Genomic DNA, 18,310 nt, shown 5'->3' on the forward strand with positions numbered 1-18,310 from the left:
TTCAAAAACTGTTCCAAAAAATGGAAATTCCTTCAAAATATAATCCGCAGTCCACAGAATCTCATTGGTATGATTACTGGATGAAAAACGGTTACTTTCATTCTGTACCAGATGACAGAGAACCTTATAGTATTGTAATACCACCGCCAAACGTAACGGGCATATTGCACATGGGGCACATGCTGAACAATACCATACAAGATGTATTGATCAGAAGAGCCCGTCTTTTAGGTAAAAATGCATGTTGGGTGCCTGGTACAGACCATGCCTCAATTGCTACAGAAGCGAAAGTTGTAGCTAAATTAAAAGAACAAGGTATTAATAAAAACGATCTTACAAGAGAGGAGTTTTTAAAGCATGCGTGGGATTGGACAAATGAATACGGCGGGATCATTCTTGAGCAATTAAAGAAATTGGGTTGTTCTTGCGATTGGGACCGTACTGCGTTCACTATGGATCAGGAACGCTATGATAGCGTTATTAAGGTGTTTATAGACCTTTATAATAAAGGTTTGATCTACCGTGGTTATAGGATGGTGAATTGGGATCCAGAAGCTCAGACAACTTTGTCAGATGAAGAGGTTGTTTATGAAGAAAAGCAAGGGTTATTGTATTATCTATCCTATACTATTGAGGGTTCTGACGAAAAAGTTACCATTGCGACCACAAGACCAGAAACAATTTTGGGTGATACAGCAATATGTATTAATCCGAATGATGAAAGATTTACGCATCTAAAAGGTAAAAAGGTAATAGTACCAATTTGCAATAGGGTAATCCCGATAATTGAAGATGAGTATGTAGATATTGAATTTGGTACAGGTTGTTTAAAAGTGACGCCTGCACACGATATCAATGATAAAGCTCTTGGCGAAAAACACAATTTAGAAACTATCGATATTTTCAATGATGATGCAAGCTTAAATAGTTTTGGTTTGCATTACGAGGGTAAAGATCGTTTCGTAGTAAGAAAAGAGATTTCTAAAGAATTAGAAGAATTAGGTATTCTGGTTAAGACCGAGACCCATATTAATAAAGTAGGTACTTCAGAAAGAACTAAGGCTGTTATTGAACCGAAATTGTCAGATCAGTGGTTCCTGAAAATGGAAGATTTGGCAAAACCGGCTTTAGAAGCTGTTATGGAAAGTGGCGATATTAAACTTCATCCTAAGAAATTTGAAAACACATACCGTCATTGGATGGAGAATGTTCGCGATTGGAATATTTCTAGACAATTATGGTGGGGTCAGCAAATACCAGCTTTCTACTTTGGTGACGGTCAAGAAGATTTTGTTGTAGCAGCTAATGTAGCAGATGCATTAAAACTTGCCAAAGAAAAATCTGGTAAGTCAGATTTAAAGGAAAGTGATTTACGACAAGATGCCGATGTTTTAGATACCTGGTTTTCATCTTGGTTATGGCCAATGAGTGTATTCGGCGGTATTCTAGAACCAGATAATGAAGAGGTAAATTATTATTATCCAACAAACGATTTAGTAACTGGTCCGGATATTTTATTTTTCTGGGTAGCTAGAATGATTGTTGCCGGGTATGAGTTTAGAGGAGAGAAGCCTTTTGAAAATGTTTATTTCACCGGATTGGTTAGAGATAAGCAACGTAGAAAAATGTCTAAATCGTTGGGTAATTCGCCCGATGCTTTAAAGTTGATCGAAGATTATGGTGCCGACGGAGTTCGTGTAGGAATGTTGATGTCTGCTGCTGCAGGTAACGATTTAATGTTTGATGAAGATTTATGTCAGCAAGGGAAAAACTTTGCCAATAAAATCTGGAACGGCTTTAGACTGTTTCAAGGTTGGGAAATTGCAGATATTCCACAACCCGAAGCTTCAAAACTTGGTTTAAAGTGGTACGAGTCTAAGCTGAATAAGACCTTGATAGAAATTGAAGATCATTTTAGTAAATTCCGTATTTCAGATGCTTTAATGTCAATCTACAAATTGGTTTGGGACGATTATAGCTCTTCGTTGTTAGAGATTATAAAACCTGCCTACCAACAGCCAATAGATAGAACCACTTATGATAAGGTGATTCAATTATTTGAACAGAACTTGAAGTTGTTGCACCCATTTATGCCATTTTTGACAGAAGAAGTTTGGCAGCATATTGCAAAAAGAGACAAGAGTGAGGCATTGGTGATAGCCAAATGGCCTACCGTAGGTAAAATTGATGAAGAGTTAATAGCCCAGTTCGATTTTGCTGCTGAGGTAATTGCAGGAGTTAGAACCATTAGAAAAAACAAAAATATTCCGATGAAGGAATCGTTGGAGTTATCAGTTCTAAATTCTGAGGAAGCAAGCAGCCGTTGGGATGTTGTTATTTCGAAACTGACCAATATATCTGAAATCAGTTATATAAAAGAGCAGTTAGAAGGTGCATTAACGTTCCGTGTAAAAAGTAACGAATACTTTGTGCCAATGGAAGGTGCGATTGATGTTGAAGCTGAAATTGTTAAGATTAATGAAGAATTGAAATATACTAAAGGCTTTTTAATCTCGGTTCAGAAGAAACTTTCTAATGAGCGATTTGTAAACAATGCACCTGAGAAGGTAATTGCTATAGAGCGCCAAAAATTGGCAGATGCTGAAGCTAAAATTGAAACTTTAGAAAAGAGTTTAGCAAGTTTAAGCTAGTACTTTAATTGTATAAATTAGTAAAGCCTCATTCCTATTTAATTGGGAATGAGGCTTTTTCTATTGTTAAAAGTATTTAGGCAGTCATGTTGTTTTCGTACTTTTAAATAGAACAAAAAAAGCTAGAAAATGAAACCACTAAAAAAAGAAGATATTAAGCAAGAGGTATTTGACCTTTATGACGCCTATGCTCATAATAAATTAGAACGCCGAGACTTTGTACAGAAACTTTCTATGTATGCAGTTGGCGGTCTTACAGTGCCATCGCTAATGAGTTTTTTAATGCCTGATTACGAGAATACTTTTTTGGTCGATAAGAACAATCCAGATTTAGATTCAGATTTTATTACTTATAGTTCAGCAAAAGGTGGCGGCAAAATAAAGGCATTGCTATCAAAACCAAAATCGGTAGAAGGTAAATTGCCGGGTATTGTGGTGGTTCATGAAAATAGAGGCTTGAATCCGTATGTAGAAGATACAGCGAGAAGAGCAGCTTTGGCAGGTTTTGTAACCATTGCTCCAGATGCATTGAGTCCGCTTGGTGGTTACCCGGGTAATGACGATGAAGGTCGTGCAATGCAGAAAACGCGAGATAGAGATGAAATGTTAGAAGATTTTATAGCCGCATTTGAATATTTAAAAAATCATGAAAGCTGCAATGGTAAAATAGGAGTTGTAGGTTTTTGTTTCGGTGGATGGATTTCTAACATGATGGCAGTAAAAGTACCAGATTTGGCAGCTGCTGTACCTTTTTATGGTGGTCAGCCAACAGAAGGCATAGAAAATATAAATGCATCTTTGATGTTGCAGTATGCAGGTTTAGATGAACGTGTAAATGCTGGATGGCCAGCTTACGAAAAGGCACTGAATGAATTAGGTAAAGAGAATGTTGCTTATTTCTATGACAATGTAAACCATGGTTTTCATAACACGTCTACACCAAGATATGATGAGCCTGCGGCAGAACTGGCGTGGTCACGTACTATTGAATTTTTTAAAGAAAAATTAGTGTAAAGTTCTGATTTTAAACACTTTTAAATACGTTTTTGTGTAAGGTTTCTGATTTTGAGCTAGTAATCAATTGATTTGAGTTAAGCTTACAGAACCAATCCCTTTAGTTTTGTAGTATAAACAATCTAAAAAAACACACATTATGAGAAGTCTATTATGGTTAGTAGCAGTTATTTGTATAATTATATGGTTATTGGGAATGTTAGGTATTGTACCTGGTCTTGCAACCGGTAGTTTAGTTCATATTTTATTAGTAATAGCGGTAGTCGTTATTCTTTACAATATCATATCGGGTAAAAAGGTATTATAAGGCAACTTATAGAAATCATTTTATCAAAAAATATAGGAACCCTTGATTAATTTCAAGGGTTTTTTTATGCTTAAATAGTATCTTTAATATTATGATCAGACCTTATGTACTTGCCGAAACAAATTGGGAACACTTAAAAGATGAACAAATAGAATTGGCAGTTTTGCCTTGGGGTGCTACAGAGGCTCATAATTATCATTTGCCATACGGTACAGATAATTATCAAGCGCAAAGTATGGTTGAGTCGGCAGCGGGTATCTCATGGGAGAAAGGTAAAAAGGTAATTGTTTTACCAACCATACCTTACGGTGTAAATACTGGTCAGAGTGATATCTATTTAGATATGAATCTAAATTCGTCTACCCAATTAGCTATTCTCAAAGATTTGATAACAGTGTTAAATAGGCAAGGGATTAAAAAATTATTGCTATTTAATGGTCATGGCGGTAATAATTTTAAGCCTATAGTTAGAGAACTTGGTCTACTGTTTTCTGATATGTTTATAAGCTTTTGCTTTTTTCCGCCAATGTTGGATAAGTCTAAATATTTTCAAGAAGAAGGTGACCATGCCGATGAAATGGAAACAAGTTTGATGCTTTATTTAAGACCTGATTTAGTTCAGCCAAAAGAGAAATGGGGTAGAGGTAGAGCCAAGTCATTTAGAATAGAAGCGTTTAATGAAGGTTGGGCTTGGGCAGAAAGACAATGGTCTAAAGTAAGTAGCGATACAGGTATTGGTAATCCGCAGTTTGCTACAGCAGAAAAAGGAGAGCGTTTTTTTAATGACGCTTGCGAGAAATTAGATGGGCTATTTTGTTCACTTTGCGACGCTGACTTAGAAGATTTATATCACTAAATAGTTATGTGTTCCTAATATAGACAGACAGAGAATATATAAATCGGCAAAATTGCCTAAAATAGTCTTATTAGAATGCTTATTTCTAAATCGAATATTTAAATAATATTTTATAAACGAGGAATAAAACTGTTTTGCAAAGAAGTATTTATTTCAGTTCTTTGGTCGCCAATTCAATATAGGCTTGCATTGCTTTCTTTTTACTCATGTTCTTAGCTTGAAACAAAGCATTGGCCTTAAATGCATTAATTAAAGGAGTTTTACTGCCAGGGTTGTCAAAATTGGAGTTTGCTATTTTATAGTAAGCGTATAGTTTTAATAGAATATCGGCAGGTAAAGGTTCGGTAAAATTATTTACCAAATCAACGGTAGCCTCAAATTCAATATGTAGGTTCGTCTTTTTCATTTGGGTCAACAAAAGTAGCTATGCATGTTTCCGCACCTATTACCTTTTGGTTCAGTTTTACATTAATTTGGCAATCTAAAGGTAAGAACAAGTCTACTCTAGAACCAAATTTAATAAAACCTGCATCATCACCCTGTTGTACACTTTCCCCTTTTTCTGCGTAATTAACGATTCGCCTAGCCAAAGCGCCAGCTATCTGTCGGTATAAAATTTCACCGAATTTAGGCGTTTTAATAACAACTGTGGTCCTTTCGTTTTCTTCACTTGATTTTGGGTGCCAAGCAACTAGATATTTACCTGGGTGATATTTAGAAAAGGTTATACTACCACTTGCAGGGTATCTGGTAACATGCACGTTTACCGGAGACATAAAAATAGATACTTGTTTTCTTTTATCCTTAAAGAACTCTTTTTCAAAAACTTCCTCAATGACCACCACCTTACCGTCTACAGGGGCTAAAATTTCATTGAAATCTTTTTTAGCCAGTCTCTTAGGGTTTCTAAAGAATTGTAAAATAGTAATTAAGATAATCAATCCAAATAATTGAATTACCATTCGTAACCAGGCGATATCTATAAAGAAATGAGCCAATAGAATACTGGCGCCAATAATTAAAAAAGAAAATAATATTATTTTTTGTCCCTCCCTATGAAACATAACTGAATATATTTAAAGTTAAATAAGCAAACGGTGCTGCAAATACCAAGCTGTCCAATCTGTCTAGCATACCGCCATGACCCGGCAAGATAGCACCACTATCTTTAACACCTGCAGTTCTTTTGAATTTAGATTCAATTAAATCTCCTAAACTACCTGCTACTACAATAACAGTAGCAAGTATCATCCATTGAATTGGACTAATTAGTGATTCAAAAGTAGCCATTAGGTATGCCGCGGCTAATGCAAATATAAAACCTCCTAAAGTACCTTCAACAGTTTTTTTTGGAGAAACTGAAGGAAATAATTTAGTTCTACCTATACTTTTACCTACCAAGTAGGCAAATGAATCATTCACCCAAATGAGAATAAAAATACCCATAATCAATAATTTTGCAAAAGCATCATTTTTATAAGGTATCATGGTTAAAAAAATACATCCGCCGCCAATATAGAACAACCCCACTAATAATTTTAGGGGTGTATTGAACTGTAATGGCTTTTTACTGAAAAGATTATAAAGAAGATAAATATCGACTAAAATAGTAATCAGCATTAAAATATTGATAATTTGCTGATCTTTTACCAAATAAATAAATGCCCACCACAGTGCTAAATAGGCAGCAAAAATATGGTAACCTTTTAAGCGAACTAGCTTCTTATATTCATAAAGACAGGCTAGACCAAAGGTCATAAATAAAAAATCGAATGCATCAGAGCTTAAAAAGACTGCTGACAATAATAAGATAATGTAGACAGCCCCAGTAAGCGATCTTCTTAAAATTTCTTTCATACTATAAATCTTCCAGAAGTAAAAGATAAAGATTTTTAGTACTACTACCATAGGTTAGAAAATCATCTGAGTTTTCAGCGGTAGCTTTAAAGTGTTTTAAGGTTGTTATATTGGCCGGAATTTTTTGGCCGTATCTTTTTTTGATGGTCTTTAAACCTTCTCCGATAGATTCTACCAGTTGGCTAGTAGTAGCAAAAACTACTACATTACTTGGTAGTTCATTTACTTTTTTCTCGTGTAGTTGATTTGAGCAGACAAGAATACTGCCATTTTGCGCTATTAAATGTTCGCAAGTTGTAAAAAACACTTCACTCTCACGAGATTTATCAGTAAAAGTAATAGGTTCTTTTGAAAATTTTTGGGCTAGCCTTTCATTGAGGACAAAGAAAGGCTCACTCTCCCAATTATTTTCAGTGACAATATTCTGTATCGCCCTTGATACTTCTATATCAGAATCGCAATAAATAAACTTACCGCCATTCTGTTTAAAATGAATGGTAAACTTTTCATCAACAGGAATATTTAAATCTGGCATATGATCGCCTCGCGTCTCCGCAGTTTCTTTCGAAACCTTCTTTTTGCCACCACCAAATAAAATATCTAAAAACCCCATTTACGTTGTTGAAATAATTGCTAATCTAAAGTACTGCAATTTTATTTATTCTCTGTAATTTCCTCATCTTCTGTTTTAGAATCTGATTCTTTTAACTTTTCAAGATTTTTTTTATTTTCTAGAGCTAAAATATCTTTTTCAAAATTTCTTACTCCAAATATTTTTTCTAAATCTTCCTTAAAGATAACCTCTTTCTCTAATAATCTTTCGGCCAAAGTCGTTAATTTGTCCTTATTGTCAGTAAGCACTTTAATTGCTCTTTGGTATTGCTCCTCTATGATTTTAGAAATTTCAGCATCTATTTTTTTAGCGGTATCTTCACTGTAAGGTTTTGAAAAACCATAAGAATCCTGCCCAGAGGAATCATAATAGGTAATATTTCCTATTTCATCGTTAAGACCGTAAATAGTTACCATTGCTCTAGCTTGTTTAGTAACTTTTTCTAAATCACTTAGAGCACCTGTAGATATTTTATTGAATATCACTTTCTCGGCAGCTCTACCACCCATTGTTGCACACATTTCGTCCAACATTTGTTCTGGTCTTACAATTAAACGCTCTTCTGGTAAATACCATGCAGCACCTAATGACTGTCCTCTTGGTACGATAGTAACTTTAACTAAAGGCGCAGCGTGCTCTAGCATCCAGCTTGTAGTTGCATGACCAGCTTCGTGATAAGCTATAGTTTCTTTCTCACCAGGTGTAACTATCTTATTTTTCTTTTCAAGACCACCAACTATTCTATCAACAGCATCTAAGAAATCTTGTTTAGAGACAGCTTTCTTTTCTTTTCTGGCAGCAATTAAGGCGGCCTCGTTACAAACATTAGCAATATCTGCACCAGAGAAACCAGGTGTTTGTCTTGCTAAAAACTCTAGGTCTAAAGCTTCAGACGTTTTAATTGGTCTAAGGTGTACTTCAAAAATTTCTTTACGCTCACGAATGTCTGGTAAATCAACATAAATTTGTCTATCAAACCTACCTGCACGCATTAAAGCCTTATCAAGTACATCTGCACGGTTGGTTGCAGCCAAAACGATAACATTGGTATTAGTGCCAAAACCATCCATTTCAGTTAATAACTGGTTCAATGTATTTTCACGTTCATCGTTAGAACCTGTGAAATTATTTTTACCTCTTGCTCTACCGATAGCATCAATTTCATCTATGAAGATGATAGCTGGCGATTTGTCTTTAGCTTGTTTAAATAGGTCACGTACTCTAGAAGCACCAACACCTACGAACATTTCAACAAAATCTGAACCTGAAAGAGAAAAGAATGGCACTTTAGCTTCACCGGCAACGGCTTTTGCTAAAAGTGTTTTACCTGTACCAGGAGGACCTACTAATAATGCTCCTTTAGGTATTTTACCACCTAATGAGGTATATTTATCTGGGTTTCTTAAGAAATCTACAATCTCTTCAACTTCTTCTTTTGCACCTTCTAAACCTGCTACATCTTTAAATGATGTTCTTGTGTCGGTTTTTTCATCGAATAATTTAGCCTTAGACTTACCGATGTTGAAGATTTGACCTCCTGCACCGCCGCCGCCGCCGCCAGACATTCTACGCATTAAATATATCCATATACCAATGATCAATACAAATGGTAATAAAGAAAGTAAGAAATCTAAAATGGCTGTAGACTCCTTTCCAAATTCAACAACGGTATCTAGATTATTTTCTTTCTTGATGTTGGTAATTTCATTTTGAAATATTTGAAGATCACCATAATCTAAAGTGTATTGTGGTAAATTACCCGAAGATGGAAGAAATGATTTTTCGTTTACATCTTTATGCACATCTTTAGCAATGGCTTCATCTTTAAGAAAAACCTTGGCTTGATTGGTGTTTGTGATAATCAAAATCTTTTTAACATCACCATTTCTAAGGTATTGCTGTAATTCTGAAGTAGTCGTTTTGTTTGTGCTAGCCAAATCATCACTATTGAATAATTGAAATCCGATAAGTAATACCGCTACTAATCCGTAAATCCACCAAGAACTAAATTTTGGTTTATTCGGATTTGTCTTATTTTCTTTTGCCATTTTATTTTTTATTAATTTAAGCTACTTTCTATTGTTGTGAATTTTGCATCTCCCCACAAACTTTCAATGTCGTAGTATTCTCGAACTTGCTTTTGAAATATATGAACTACAACATTTACATAGTCCATTAGTACCCATTCGGCATTGTCCTCGCCCTCTACGTGCCAAGGTTTGTCTTGAATAGCTTTACTTACTGTTTTTTGGATTGAACCTACAATCGCATTTACATGCGTATTAGATGTACCATTACAAACTATGAAATAATCGCAAACGGTATTTTCAATTTCTCTTAAGTCTAGTAGGTTTATGTTATGACCTTTTACTTCGTCAATTCCCTGAATTATTAATGCAATTAACTCGTCTTGGCTAGTTTTACTTTCCTGCATTCAAAAATTTTAATTTTTACAAAGTTATTATTTTTTTGTTCTTTTAGGACTAGTTTTTAACAATACATTAAAGATTCACAATTAGAACACTAAATGCAAATAATCAAACTTGATGCCACGGAGTCTACTAATTCTTATTTGAAAGATTTAATACATCAAAAAGAAGTAGTAGATTTTACTATAATTACCACTCAAAATCAAACATCTGGTAGAGGGCAAATGAATGCTAAATGGGAGTCAGAACCTTATAAGAATCTAGCAATCAGTTTATTGAAAAAAGATATAGACCTGCCTATAAGTAAGTTGTTTTTGGTTAGTATGAAGGTTTCTTTAGTAATAATAGAGGCATTGAATGAGTTAGAAATACCTGATTTGTCTATAAAATGGCCTAACGACATTCTGTCAGGCAATCATAAAATTGGAGGTATATTAATTGAAAATATTATTTCTGGTTCACAAATTAAAAGAAGTATTATTGGTTTTGGACTCAATATTAACCAAACTAGCTTTAAAAATGCTCCGCATGCATCTTCCTTAAAAAAAGTTGTCGGTAAAGAATTTAATTTGGATTCTGTCTTTTACGCTCTTATAGAAAAATTACATCAACAACTAAATCGACCAATTTCTACCTTAGAAAAAGAGCTATTTGAGCAATATCACGCTATTTTATTTAAAAAAGAAGAAAAATGCATATTTACACTACCTGATAAAACTATAATTTCAGGTGTGATTAAGGGTGTAACCATCAACGGATTGTTGATGGTTAAATTAGCAAATGGTGTTATCAAAGAGTTTGGATTGAAAGAAATACAACTTAATTATTAAACTTTACCCAAGTTTGTAGATAGCGTATTTATAAAATTGGTGATAGGCTTTTTAATCATCATAGCCATCATAGCATTGAATTCACCTGTAAAACTTAAAACAACTTCACTAGTATCGCTATCAATTTCTAAAATATCTGCTGTTAAGGTAAATGGTAACTTTTCGCTTGCGGCACCTAGAATAATTTGACTATGCGGTGTTTGTTCTTTTTTTTCTAAAACAATTTCTGGCATTCCTTTCAAGGCAAAAAGAAATCTATTCTCATTTAGTACTTCAAATTTGTCAATGTTTTCGGGCATTAACTGTCTAAAGTTAGAGAGTTCGTTTAAAAAGTTGAAAGTATCTTCTGTACTTTTTGATACTTGTGACTTTGGTGTTTCTATAAACATAATTATTTATTTGTCCATGTTGAAGGATCTTTCCTCCATTCCATTAATGTTACTAATTGTTCGTCTTTAACGTATCCGGTATCAGAAGCTTGTTCAATTAAAAACTCATAACTACTTAACGTGTGCAGTTCTGTATTTTTTTCTTTAAAGTTGTTTGCTGCAGTTTCAAAACCGTAAGTAAAAACGGCTAACATACCTTTTACTTTCGCATCTACCGCTCTTAAAGCATCTACAGCGTTTAAACTGCTTTTGCCAGTACTTATCAAATCTTCGATAACAACAACCGTTTGATGTGCTTCTAAATGACCTTCTATCTGATTTTGACGCCCATGAGATTTAGGCTCAGGCCTTACATATACGAAAGGTAAATTAAGCTTATCGGCTACTAAAGCTCCTATTCCTATTGCGCCGGTAGCCACACCAACGATGCAATCTGGCTTGCCATAAAGTTGTTCTACTTGCTTTGCCATTTCATCTCGAATATAGTTTCTAATGATGGGGTAGGAAAGTAAAATTCTATTATCGCAGTAAATTGGCGATTTCCAACCAGAAGCCCATGTAAAAGGATTTTCCGGTTTCAATTTTATTGCATTAATTTGCAAGAGAAGCTCTGCTGTTTTTTTTGCAGTGTTTTTGTCTAAAACCATGACGCAAATGTATAAAGTTTTTGTTAATGAATTGCCTTTGATTTTGACAAATAAACTCTCTGATACAACAAACGGGGAGTATTTTTTGTTAAATCAAGAATCTATACAACTGGCAATAAGTTCGTTAAAGAAAGGGAAGTTAAAAGAAGCGTTCATTTATCACCCAAGCCACGATGAAATTTTAAAGAAGTTTACCAAAGAAATGCCTTTAGTTATAGCAGGTGGCGGCGTGGTATCAAATAATAAAGGCGAAGTGCTATTTATCTATAGAAACGATAAATGGGATTTACCAAAAGGCAAGTTAGATAAAGGGGAGTCAATTGAAGAATGCGCCATTCGTGAAGTGGAGGAAGAAACGGGGGTTAAAGGTTTGTCTATAGATCATTTTCTACAAACTACATACCATGTTTTTAGGCACAACGGCATCAACAAGCTTAAGCAGGTACATTGGTATGCAATGAGCACTGATTATGATGGAAAGCTAAAACCAGAAAAAAAGGAAGGTATTTTTAAGGTTAAATGGAAAGGACCCGCAAAAATTAAAAAAGCCTTAGAAAACTCATACGTAAATATTAAAATTCTATTTCAAGAAGATTAGGGCTACTCTACAATTCTGAACACTGGATATTGTAAATGAGCTTCTTCGTAAAGTTTACTTCGCTTAAAAATCCAGTCTAACTGCTGATACCAGTTTTCGCTAAAGTCAGGGTTTGTTCTTTTTTGTTCTTCAAATTCCAGTTTTAGAATTGTGTCATTCTCGAGCATATCTAGAGCTGTATCTTCAAAAACATAAGGGGAGAACCCTTCTTTTTGTTGAAGAATGGTATCAAAGAAATTCCAGTTAAAAAATGAATCTACTGCAGCGGGTTCTAAAGTTTCTATAAGATATCTAAAGCCAGGTTGGTCTATTGGTATCATGATATCGCCTACATGAAATTCTTTTGCGGTTAGCTCTGCTTTTACCGTGGTGTTATAATGTGGGTAATGCCCTTCGTAAGGTGCTTTATAAGTTTCGTATTCATTTATTTTATAAGACTCAATGTTTATGGTAGAATCTTTTTGTAACGTGGTGTAGTGGATACTGTTTAAATCTAGTTGATCGATTATATTTCTCCATTGCTTACCAATAACATACGCTTTGGGGATTTTTACAGAATCTGACGGCACATAAAAATCGTTATAGGTTACCTCAGTTTCAATAGGTGTGTTTCGGTCGTATTTTAGTCTTTTAAGTCCTGTTACTTCACTTATAATCGTATCGGCCTTATATCCTTTAAATATATAATTAGAAGCTTTGGTAGGATCAATTTTATAGGCAGTTGGGTAATACCTATTTGGGTACATTGAAGTCAATGTTTGGTCGCGCATAGCCCTAATATTTGGACCGTCTTTTTCGGTTATGGAAATCATTTTACGCATGAGTTCATAAGTGCCTTCAACACGCTTATCATATGGTTTAAGCATATGTGTTTCTACCATCATACCAACAGTATTCCACAATGTTGTATAGCCGGTCGAATACCTTGGACTATCCATAAATTGTTGAAATCCTTTTTCTGGCGGACTATTAAAGACATTTACGTAAGGGGTAATATCCCATCCAGAATTTAAAAGTGAATCTTGTAATTGTGGCATTAGACTATTATGCACATAATCACCCAGTTTTCCGCCAAGCTTATTATGTTGCGTAAATAAGTGTGTTAAGGTATATTGGTAATCGGCGCCATTACTTACATGGTTGTCTATAAATACATCGGGGTTGATGAGGTGAAATATTTTTGCGAAAGTTTCAGCGTTTTTTGTGTCTGATTTGATGAAATCTCTATTGAGATCATAATTTTTGGCATTACCTCTAAATCCATATTCCAGCGGTCCATTTTGGTTGGCTCTAGAAGTACTATTTCTATTTAATGCCCCGCCAACGTTGTAAATGGGTATCGTAGCAATTATGGTCTCTTTCGGTGTCTCGATTTCGTTGCTCGCCAAATCTCTAAAAAGAAGCATAGCGGCGTCAATACCATCACTTTCACCAGGGTGAATACCATTATTGATTAACATCATGGTATTGTTCTCTCCTAATTTTTTAAAATCAAAATCACCTTTAGCACTATAGCTGACCACATGTAGTGGTTTACCGCTATCAGTAGTACCAATGGTCTGTATGTTTATAGTAGAGAACTCTTGAGACAGTTTCAGATAAAAATCGATGACCTGGTCATAGGTCGCAGTTTCTGTTTTGTTCGAAATTTCGAAAGGAGTGGGAAAATCAGTTTTTGTATTTTCAACTTTACTCTCGCACGAAATAATTAAAAGAGCTAAGAAGAAGAGCGATAGGTTTTTCATGTACAAACAATTAAAGAGGTGATTAGTACCATAAATTGATTGTAAAAATAGCAATTACTTTGTTGCTTAGGCCATTTCTGTTATTTCTGTTATTTTAGTTCTATCAATAGGTTTTTGATTGAAAGTTATCATGTGATGACTTTTACTTTTATAATGTTCCCACTGTTTTTTATCTCTTGGGTCAATAGAAGAAGTTACAATGTTAATTCTAATTTTTTCGGCAATCGGTAATTCAATAAAAGCCTCTAAAAATTCCCAACCGTCCATTATAGGCATATTAATATCTAAAAAAATAATCTGCGGTATTTGAATTCCATTATTAAAAAAATCAGTTAAAGCATCTATAGCAATTTTACCATTGGCATAAGATTTTATTGAATTATATTCAACACTAGAAGATATTAATTTACGTAAACCGAATACGGTAATAGCATCGTCATCGATTATAGTAATGTCACTAATTTTTTTCATTAAAGAAAATTTTAAATTCTGTTCCTTTTCCAATTTTGCTAGTTACCTCAACTTTACCGTTCATGGCGTCAATTTGATTTTTTGTAAGGTATAAGCCGATACCTCGAGCATCTTTGTGGTCATGAAATGTGTTGTACATGCCAAATAGTTTTTTTCCATATTTATCTAAATCTATACCTAAACCATTATCTGAAATGGTTAAAATGGAATAGTTGTCTTTTTTTTCTGCACTTAATTTTACCAATGATTTTCTTTCTGAATGTCTGTATTTTACTGCATTTGTTAAAAAGTTTGATAAAATACTATCTAAATAAGATGGTACCGATTTAATATGAAAATCTACGGGAATATTGTTTTCAATTGTAGCCTTATTATTTAAAATAAAAGACGATAAATTTTTACAGATATCTTCTACTTTATCATTCAAATTAATTTCTTTGATCTCAATATTGGTATTGGTATTTATAGATACTACTTCATTTAAATTATCTAAAGTTTCTAGTAAATTGTTAGAAGCTGTTGTAAGCATCGAAATAATATTCTTCTTTTCTTCCTCATCTCTTTCGGTGTCTAAAAAGCTTAAAAGCATTGAAAAATTAGCCGAGTGAGAGCGTAAATTATGCGAAACAATATGTGCAAAGTTTAAAAGTTTTTTATTCTGTACCGATGCAATATTTATAATGTTTCGAAGCTCTTTTTCTTTTTCTTTTAAATTAGAAATATCTAAACTAATACCTACAAGACCATATGCTATACCTTTACTATTTAATAGAGGTATTTTAGAGCTCAGAAAAGAAGTTTGCTTGCCATCTATTGTGGTTTTAACAGTTTCTTTCCCAATTACAGGTCTAAGAGTGTTCATTACTTTTAAATCTTCCTCTCTAGACTTTTCTGCAGCTTCATATGGGTAAAGTTCAAAATCAGTTTTGCCTAAAATTTCTCTTGGGTCGTTAACCCCTAAATATTCACATTCAGCTCTATTTATTAAAATTTTTCTAGATTCGGTATCTTTTATGTACACATTAACCGGTAAATTATCGATTAATGTTCTTAATAGTTTTTCGTTGTCAATTGTTTTAATGTCAGCTTGTACCTGTTCGTTTATATCTTGAAAAGTACCTATTAGACCTACCATTTTACCTTTGTTATATATGGCTTTACCTCCAGCCATAACCCACTTTTCTTTTCCCTTAGCGGTTATTATTTGAAGTTTTAAATTACTCCAAGATTTACCATTTTCCTGTGCTTCAAAAAGTGCCATAGATACAGCATTTCTGCTATGTCCTTCTTTATAATAGAAAAGTGCAGTTTCAATACTAGGTACAAAATCGGGAGATACTTCATGAATTGATTTAGTGGTAGAACACCAGAACAACTGGTTGTCTTCCATATTATATTCCCACCTACCAATTTTTGTAATTTCTGCTTGTTGTTGTAGTAATAAATCCTTTTTGTTTAGCTCTAGTTCATTATTAACTGCATCTGTAATGTTATTTAATTGAATAATTGCCCCTATAATATTCTCATTAGTGTCATACCAAGGTGCATTTATCCATTCGAACCAAAGTTCATTATTATTGGTGTCTAGGGTTTTATGAATACCCATAGGTTGAGGATTCCCATTAAAGCAATTCTCTAATACCATTTTCCATTTTTTACTTAAATTCGGAAAAACCGCAAATAAGCTTTTAGAGTTATTACACTCATCATTTTCATTAAAAATACTCGTCCACTTGTCAGATGTCTGAACAATATTATAATTAGTGTCTACGAAAGCCGTTGGTGTTGGCAATTGTCTAATTAGGTACGAGGTATTGGATACCTGGGGAACTTTTATCATACCGATGTAATTTCTTACGAATGTAGGGGGATTACTGTATTTTACTACATCTTTGTTGTGAATGTTGCCAATAACGTTGTAAAAGATTCAATAAACTGTTTAATCAATTAATTTTTACTTTTTATTAAAATGAAACTTAAAAGTGGTTCCTTCATTAGGCTTGCTCTCAACGGTTATTTTACCATTCATTGCATCCATCTGGTTTTTAGTAATATAAAGACCAATACCTCTAGATTCTTTATTTCTATGAAAGGTTTTATAAAGACCAAACAATTCGTTGCCATATTTTTCTAAATCGATACCTAGACCATTGTCTTCAACACTTAAAATAGTGTAGCTTTTATTCTCTTCGATACTTAATATGATGATAGGTTTTTTATCATCGCACCTGTATTTAATAGAGTTCGTAATACAATTGGTTAAAATACTATTTAAATAAGCTGGTAGCGCCTTTACTAGAGTTGTCTCTGGTATTTCATTAATAATTTTACCATTAGTTTCTTTTAATAAGCCAGCGACGTTTTGTTCAACAACAAATAGGCTTTCATTTAAAGAAAGTAATTTTTTCTCTTCATTGATACTAGATTTTACTGCAACGATTTCTCTCAGCCCCTTTATGGTTTCAGAAAGATTATCAGAGGCACTAAACAGCATATTCATGTATTTGTTGCGCTGAATTTTACCAGTTTCATCGTTCAGAAAATTTAACAGTAAAGAAAAATTAGTAGCATGGGTTTTAAGATTATGAGATACCATGTGCGCAAAATTTAATAGTTGCTCATTTTTCTCTCGTGCCGATGCAATGGTATTTTTTAAATTTTTCTCTAATTTAAATTGCGAGGTAATATTTTCAAAAGTGCATAAAACACTTTTTACATTAGTACTATCTTCTACTAAAGTACCGGTAACTTTTAAGTTTAAAAGGTGTTTTTTATTGTTTGAGAAGGTGAATTTTATTGGTGTAAATGAACCTTTTTCTAAAAGTTGCTGCGTTAAATTTTCACTTTGACTACTAAAATGAGCATTTACAAATTGTTTATAGTTTTTGTTCAAGAAATACTCTTTTTCAAAACCAGTAAGTTTTAGCATGTGCTGGTTAAGATTTAAAAAAACACCTGTTTCTAAATCAATAATTGCTAAACCAATAGGTACTTTTTCAAAAAGAGGGTACTCAATTTTAATACTGTTAGATACTTCGACATTCTGTACAACTTCATCTTGAAGATGTTGAATTGTACCGATTATTCTTATGCATTTACCTTCTTTAAATTTAGGTCTACCAATAGTGTTGACCCAAATAATGGTGCCATCTTCTCTTTTTAATTGAGCTTTTTCATTCCAAGGTTTACCTGAATTTATGGCTTCAAAAACAACCCTTTTAATAATTTCTCTAGATTCTTCAATATAGTAACCTATTGCCTCGTCTAAATTGGGTTCAAATGCTGCAGGTAAACCATAAATTTTGTTGACTATTGGTGTCCAGTGTAATTCTTCTTTTTGCACATCAAATTCCCAACTACCTATTTTGGCTACAGCACTCTTTTGATTTAAAATGAGCTTGGTCTTGCTAAGTTCAATTTCAAGCTCTTGTGTTTTAGAAATAGGTTCAACCTTTATAACAACACCTATTATATTGCCATAACCATCTTTCCAAGGGTTTAGGTGCCAAATAGAATCTTTTGAAGAATACTGGCAATCTTTGGCATTATATTTAAACTTAATATCTCTTAGACCGTCTAAGCTATATTGTAATCTAGCTTTTAAATCTTGAGATATTTCAGGAAACAGATTAAGAAAGTGTTTACCCTCGATCGCATTTAAATCTAGTTGAAAATTTGCTTGCCATCTAGGTGAAGCACTGATCAGTTTAAAATCTGTATCAATGATGACAATAGATGATGGAATCTGATTGATCCAGTCTAAAGAAAAAGATGAACTATTTTTTGATTTAAACATGTTTTGTTGAATTTTCCTACTAATTTATAGGAATATTCCAACTTTTAAAGTTTAATTGTTGTGTTTTTGTGAAAAGTTGTTGTTGAAAGGCCAATTGTTGTTGTGTG

Annotated in this window: 18 protein-coding genes; 6 read left to right on the plus strand and 12 right to left on the minus strand. The window is 33.6% G+C overall.

Annotated features, from left to right (window positions below):
• The first annotated feature begins 20 nt into the window (after positions 1–20).
• The 4 genes from CLV90_RS17330 to CLV90_RS17345 all read left to right on the plus strand — a co-directional run bounded on the left by CLV90_RS17330 (position 21) and on the right by CLV90_RS17345 (position 4,828).
• A complete protein-coding gene (locus CLV90_RS17330; RefSeq protein ID WP_133688777.1) occupies positions 21–2,651 on the plus strand; it encodes a valine--tRNA ligase in 2,631 nt (876 codons plus the stop codon).
• A gap of 129 nt (positions 2,652–2,780) precedes the next feature.
• A complete protein-coding gene (locus tag CLV90_RS17335) occupies positions 2,781–3,665 on the plus strand; it encodes a dienelactone hydrolase family protein (RefSeq protein ID WP_133688778.1) in 885 nt (294 codons plus the stop codon).
• Between the two features lie 139 nt (positions 3,666–3,804).
• Positions 3,805–3,972 carry a lmo0937 family membrane protein gene (locus CLV90_RS17340; RefSeq protein ID WP_133674558.1) on the plus strand — a complete coding sequence of 56 codons (168 nt, stop codon included), beginning with the start codon at positions 3,805–3,807 and terminating at the stop codon, positions 3,970–3,972.
• Between the two features lie 91 nt (positions 3,973–4,063).
• Positions 4,064–4,828, plus strand: a complete 765-nt coding sequence (locus tag CLV90_RS17345; protein ID WP_133688779.1) for a creatininase family protein — start codon at positions 4,064–4,066, stop codon at positions 4,826–4,828.
• Positions 4,829–4,976: 148 nt separating this feature from the next.
• Here CLV90_RS17345 and CLV90_RS17350 read toward each other — a convergent pair whose 3' ends face one another.
• Genes CLV90_RS17350 through rsfS form a run of 6 tightly spaced genes read right to left on the minus strand, consistent with a single transcriptional unit; the run spans position 4,977 to position 9,732 of the window.
• Positions 4,977–5,234 carry an acyl-CoA-binding protein gene (locus CLV90_RS17350; RefSeq protein WP_133688780.1) on the minus strand — a complete coding sequence of 86 codons (258 nt, stop codon included), beginning with the start codon at positions 5,232–5,234 and terminating at the stop codon, positions 4,977–4,979.
• Positions 5,209–5,892 (minus strand): phosphatidylserine decarboxylase family protein, encoded by a 684-nt coding sequence (locus tag CLV90_RS17355; protein WP_133688781.1) that lies wholly within the window; start codon positions 5,890–5,892, stop codon positions 5,209–5,211. The genes CLV90_RS17350 and CLV90_RS17355 overlap by 26 nt, the downstream gene beginning before the upstream one ends.
• Positions 5,882–6,685 (minus strand): phosphatidate cytidylyltransferase, encoded by an 804-nt coding sequence (locus tag CLV90_RS17360; protein ID WP_133688782.1) that lies wholly within the window; start codon positions 6,683–6,685, stop codon positions 5,882–5,884. Before CLV90_RS17360 ends, CLV90_RS17355 begins: the two co-directional genes overlap by 11 nt.
• Before the next feature lies 1 nt (position 6,686).
• Positions 6,687–7,298, minus strand: coding sequence for an LUD domain-containing protein (locus CLV90_RS17365; protein ID WP_133688783.1), 612 nt, complete (start codon positions 7,296–7,298; stop codon positions 6,687–6,689).
• A gap of 41 nt (positions 7,299–7,339) precedes the next feature.
• Positions 7,340–9,346: an ATP-dependent zinc metalloprotease FtsH gene (ftsH, locus tag CLV90_RS17370; RefSeq protein ID WP_133688784.1), complete on the minus strand. Its 2,007-nt coding sequence runs from the start codon at positions 9,344–9,346 to the stop codon at positions 7,340–7,342.
• A gap of 11 nt (positions 9,347–9,357) precedes the next feature.
• The gene (rsfS, locus tag CLV90_RS17375; protein ID WP_133688785.1) at positions 9,358–9,732 is read right to left on the minus strand and encodes a ribosome silencing factor; all 375 of its coding nucleotides are present in this window, start codon (positions 9,730–9,732) and stop codon (positions 9,358–9,360) included.
• A gap of 93 nt (positions 9,733–9,825) precedes the next feature.
• Here rsfS and CLV90_RS17380 point away from each other — a divergent pair, with 93 nt between their 5' ends.
• Positions 9,826–10,557, plus strand: a complete 732-nt coding sequence (locus CLV90_RS17380) for a biotin--[acetyl-CoA-carboxylase] ligase (RefSeq protein ID WP_133688786.1) — start codon at positions 9,826–9,828, stop codon at positions 10,555–10,557.
• On the opposite strand, the gene CLV90_RS17385 is transcribed toward CLV90_RS17380, so the two are convergent.
• On the minus strand, positions 10,554–10,946 hold the full coding sequence (locus CLV90_RS17385) for an SRPBCC family protein (protein WP_133688787.1): 393 nt from the start codon (positions 10,944–10,946) through the stop codon (positions 10,554–10,556). The genes CLV90_RS17380 and CLV90_RS17385 overlap by 4 nt on opposite strands.
• A gap of 2 nt (positions 10,947–10,948) precedes the next feature.
• Positions 10,949–11,593 (minus strand): orotate phosphoribosyltransferase, encoded by a 645-nt coding sequence (gene pyrE / locus CLV90_RS17390; RefSeq protein ID WP_133688788.1) that lies wholly within the window; start codon positions 11,591–11,593, stop codon positions 10,949–10,951.
• Positions 11,594–11,600: 7 nt separating this feature from the next.
• Between pyrE and CLV90_RS17395 the strand changes: the two genes are divergently transcribed.
• Positions 11,601–12,191: an NUDIX hydrolase gene (locus CLV90_RS17395; protein ID WP_133688789.1), complete on the plus strand. Its 591-nt coding sequence runs from the start codon at positions 11,601–11,603 to the stop codon at positions 12,189–12,191.
• A 2-nt stretch (positions 12,192–12,193) separates the two neighbouring features.
• Here CLV90_RS17395 and CLV90_RS17400 read toward each other — a convergent pair whose 3' ends face one another.
• From CLV90_RS17400 to CLV90_RS17415, 4 genes are all read right to left on the minus strand, one after another.
• Positions 12,194–13,936: a M14 family metallopeptidase gene (locus tag CLV90_RS17400; RefSeq protein WP_133688790.1), complete on the minus strand. Its 1,743-nt coding sequence runs from the start codon at positions 13,934–13,936 to the stop codon at positions 12,194–12,196.
• A gap of 66 nt (positions 13,937–14,002) precedes the next feature.
• Positions 14,003–14,407, minus strand: coding sequence for a response regulator (locus CLV90_RS17405; protein WP_133688791.1), 405 nt, complete (start codon positions 14,405–14,407; stop codon positions 14,003–14,005).
• Positions 14,394–16,247, minus strand: a complete 1,854-nt coding sequence (locus CLV90_RS17410; RefSeq protein ID WP_133688792.1) for a PAS domain-containing sensor histidine kinase — start codon at positions 16,245–16,247, stop codon at positions 14,394–14,396. The genes CLV90_RS17405 and CLV90_RS17410 overlap by 14 nt, the downstream gene beginning before the upstream one ends.
• A gap of 114 nt (positions 16,248–16,361) precedes the next feature.
• Positions 16,362–18,203 carry a PAS domain S-box protein gene (locus tag CLV90_RS17415; RefSeq protein WP_133688793.1) on the minus strand — a complete coding sequence of 614 codons (1,842 nt, stop codon included), beginning with the start codon at positions 18,201–18,203 and terminating at the stop codon, positions 16,362–16,364.
• Positions 18,204–18,310 lie beyond the last annotated feature (107 nt).

The sequence above is a fragment of the Maribacter spongiicola genome, assembly GCF_004364165.1.
GTDB classification, from domain to species: Bacteria; Bacteroidota; Bacteroidia; order Flavobacteriales; family Flavobacteriaceae; genus Maribacter; species Maribacter spongiicola.

What these genes read in the sequence shown, in the direction of transcription:
- CLV90_RS17350 (WP_133688780.1), bottom strand. Translation starts at nt 5,234, where the DNA reads ATGAAAAAGACGAACCTACATATTGAATTTGAGGCTACCGTTGATTTG.
- CLV90_RS17395 (WP_133688789.1), top strand. Translation starts at nt 11,601, where the DNA reads ATGTATAAAGTTTTTGTTAATGAATTGCCTTTGATTTTGACAAATAAA.
- rsfS (WP_133688785.1), bottom strand. Translation starts at nt 9,732, where the DNA reads ATGCAGGAAAGTAAAACTAGCCAAGACGAGTTAATTGCATTAATAATT.
- CLV90_RS17335 (WP_133688778.1), top strand. Translation starts at nt 2,781, where the DNA reads ATGAAACCACTAAAAAAAGAAGATATTAAGCAAGAGGTATTTGACCTT.
- CLV90_RS17365 (WP_133688783.1), bottom strand. Translation starts at nt 7,298, where the DNA reads ATGGGGTTTTTAGATATTTTATTTGGTGGTGGCAAAAAGAAGGTTTCG.
- pyrE (WP_133688788.1), bottom strand. Translation starts at nt 11,593, where the DNA reads ATGGTTTTAGACAAAAACACTGCAAAAAAAACAGCAGAGCTTCTCTTG.
- CLV90_RS17355 (WP_133688781.1), bottom strand. Translation starts at nt 5,892, where the DNA reads ATGTTTCATAGGGAGGGACAAAAAATAATATTATTTTCTTTTTTAATT.
- CLV90_RS17345 (WP_133688779.1), top strand. Translation starts at nt 4,064, where the DNA reads ATGATCAGACCTTATGTACTTGCCGAAACAAATTGGGAACACTTAAAA.
- CLV90_RS17380 (WP_133688786.1), top strand. Translation starts at nt 9,826, where the DNA reads ATGCAAATAATCAAACTTGATGCCACGGAGTCTACTAATTCTTATTTG.
- CLV90_RS17415 (WP_133688793.1), bottom strand. Translation starts at nt 18,203, where the DNA reads ATGTTTAAATCAAAAAATAGTTCATCTTTTTCTTTAGACTGGATCAAT.
- CLV90_RS17360 (WP_133688782.1), bottom strand. Translation starts at nt 6,685, where the DNA reads ATGAAAGAAATTTTAAGAAGATCGCTTACTGGGGCTGTCTACATTATC.
- CLV90_RS17330 (WP_133688777.1), top strand. Translation starts at nt 21, where the DNA reads ATGGAAATTCCTTCAAAATATAATCCGCAGTCCACAGAATCTCATTGG.
- CLV90_RS17340 (WP_133674558.1), top strand. Translation starts at nt 3,805, where the DNA reads ATGAGAAGTCTATTATGGTTAGTAGCAGTTATTTGTATAATTATATGG.
- CLV90_RS17385 (WP_133688787.1), bottom strand. Translation starts at nt 10,946, where the DNA reads ATGTTTATAGAAACACCAAAGTCACAAGTATCAAAAAGTACAGAAGAT.
- CLV90_RS17400 (WP_133688790.1), bottom strand. Translation starts at nt 13,936, where the DNA reads ATGAAAAACCTATCGCTCTTCTTCTTAGCTCTTTTAATTATTTCGTGC.
- CLV90_RS17410 (WP_133688792.1), bottom strand. Translation starts at nt 16,247, where the DNA reads ATGATAAAAGTTCCCCAGGTATCCAATACCTCGTACCTAATTAGACAA.
- CLV90_RS17405 (WP_133688791.1), bottom strand. Translation starts at nt 14,407, where the DNA reads ATGAAAAAAATTAGTGACATTACTATAATCGATGACGATGCTATTACC.
- ftsH (WP_133688784.1), bottom strand. Translation starts at nt 9,346, where the DNA reads ATGGCAAAAGAAAATAAGACAAATCCGAATAAACCAAAATTTAGTTCT.